Source organism: Sphingomonas sp. Leaf33 (assembly GCF_001421785.1).
Lineage (GTDB): Bacteria > Pseudomonadota > Alphaproteobacteria > Sphingomonadales > Sphingomonadaceae > Sphingomonas.
The window spans coordinates 1-2,402 of sequence record NZ_LMLB01000006.1; the positions used below are offsets into that span (position 1 = coordinate 1).

The following is a 2,402-nucleotide window of genomic DNA, read 5'->3' on the forward strand; positions in this document are numbered from 1 at the left end:
ACGCTTTCTTTAAAGGATGGCTGCTTCTAAGCCAACCTCCTGGTTGTTTTGGGATTCCCACATGCTTTCCCACTTAGACGTGACTTGGGGACCTTAGCTGTAGGTCAGGGCTGTTTCCCTTTTGACGACGGACCTTAGCACCCGCCGTCTGTCTCCCGAGTAGTACTCCTAGGTATTCGGAGTTTGGTTAGGTTTGGTACAGCTCGCGCCGCCCTAGCCCATCCAGTGCTCTACCCCCTAGGGTATTCGCTCGAGGCACTACCTCAATAGTTTTCGCGGAGAACCAGCTATTTCCCGGCTTGATTGGCCTTTCACCCCTAAACACAACTCATCCGGTAACTTTTCAACGTTAATCGGTTCGGACCTCCAGTGCGTGTTACCGCACCTTCATCCTGGTCATGCCTAGATCGCCGGGTTTCGGGTCTAATACACCAAACTCATTCGCCCTATTCAGACTCGCTTTCGCTGCGCCTACACCTATCGGCTTAAGCTTGCTTGGTACATTAAGTCACAGACCCATTATGCAAGAGGTACGCGGTCAGGGCATAAAACCCCTCCCACTGCTTGTAGGCAATCCGTTTCAGGTACTGTTTCACTCCCCTCATCGGGGTGCTTTTCACCTTTCCCTCACGGTACTAGTTCACTATCGGTCATGTAGGAGTATTTAGGCTTAGAGGGTGGTCCCCCTATGTTCAGACAGGATTACACGTGTCCCGCCCTACTCGAGTCCTGATACATCACTTTCGCATACGGGGCTGTCACCCGCTATGGCCACACTTTCCAGAGTGTTCTGCTAGTTGAATATCAGGCACTGGCCTGGTCCGCGTTCGCTCGCCACTACTAACGGAATCTCGGTTGATGTCTTTTCCTCCAGCTACTGAGATGTTTCAGTTCGCCGGGTTCGCTTCTCGAAACCTATGAATTCAGTCTCAAGATACCTTGCCCAACCAACCCCGACAGCCGTCTTGCGACAACGTTCGAGATTGATCGGATAGGTGGGTTTCCCCATTCGGAAATCGTGGGATCAATGCTTGCTCACAGCTCCCCCACGCTTATCGCAGCGTGCCACGTCCTTCATCGCCTCTACATGCCTAGGCATCCACGAATTGCCCTTACCTCACGCTTGAGAGTCCACACCACCAACAACAGCGCTGAGCATCGCGAAGAACGCCTGAGGTTGCCCTCAGCCGTCGCACGCGAAACCACTCGGCAAACGCTGCCTGGTCCGGTGTGGTTAAAAATCTCAGCCTTTTTACTTACGACCGACATTCGCTCCCTCAGAACGCGCCGAAGCCCGCCTGCTGAAACCAACGCCGTCGCGGCATCGATTTGAAAAACCCATTCACAATGTCAAAGACGCTGACTGGCCCTCAGGCCAGACGCTAACCGCTCTATAACGAGCGGATTTCGTATCTTCATCTAACTGGATGTATCTCGCTGCTACGCAGCTTTGATGAGATGGTGGAGCTTATCGGGATCGAACCGATGACCTGATGCTTGCAAAGCAACCGCTCTCCCAGCTGAGCTAAAGCCCCCTACCAACTCCGCGCGCCGTCAGTCGCAGCAAAGCTGCGCCTTATGGCGCGCTGTGCTTGCGCTGGCCGCACTTGTCAGCGTGCGCTCTAGCTTCGCTAGGGCGCCTCGCTGACTGCGCGATGGTGGGCCGAGTAGGAGTTGAACCTACGACCTCACGCTTATCAGGCGTGCGCTCTAACCACCTGAGCTACCGGCCCATCGCACAACCCAAGCAGGCCATGAAGGCCGCGGGCGGCGTGAGCCAGCTCAGGCACCTGACCCGAGGGTCAGTATCCAGTTGATGAAGGGACATGAGGACGGCGGCTATGTTCTTTGGAATGGAGGAAGCTCTTCCACGAACCGAAGTCCGAGGCGCTTTCCGCCGAAATCCTTAGAAAGGAGGTGATCCAGCCGCAGGTTCCCCTACGGCTACCTTGTTACGACTTCACCCCAGTCGCTAAACCCACCGTGGTCGCCTGCCTCTCATTGCTGAGTTAGCGCAACGCCTTCGGGTGAATCCAACTCCCATGGTGTGACGGGCGGTGTGTACAAGGCCTGGGAACGTATTCACCGCGGCATGCTGATCCGCGATTACTAGCGATTCCGCCTTCATGCACTCGAGTTGCAGAGTGCAATCCGAACTGAGACAGATTTTGGAGATTAGCTCACCCTCGCGGGATTGCTGCCCACTGTATCTGCCATTGTAGCACGTGTGTAGCCCAGCGCGTAAGGGCCATGAGGACTTGACGTCATCCCCACCTTCCTCCGGCTTATCACCGGCGGTTCCTTTAGAGTCCCCAACTGAATGATGGTAACTAAAGGCGAGGGTTGCGCTCGTTGCGGGACTTAACCCAACATCTCACGACACGAGCTGACGACAGCCATGC

The 2,402-nt window shown here is 55.3% G+C and carries 2 tRNA genes and 2 rRNA genes; all 4 read right to left on the reverse strand.

From position 1 onward, the window contains the following. Positions 1-1,129 (reverse strand): 23S ribosomal RNA (locus tag ASE86_RS11820); the annotation flags it as partial. A gap of 330 nt (positions 1,130-1,459) precedes the next feature. Then, positions 1,460-1,535 (reverse strand) — tRNA-Ala (locus ASE86_RS11825). Between the two features lie 121 nt (positions 1,536-1,656). After that, positions 1,657-1,733: transfer RNA gene (locus tag ASE86_RS11830), tRNA-Ile, on the reverse strand. A gap of 177 nt (positions 1,734-1,910) precedes the next feature. Continuing rightward, positions 1,911-2,402: ribosomal RNA gene (locus ASE86_RS11835) — 16S ribosomal RNA — on the reverse strand; the annotation flags it as partial.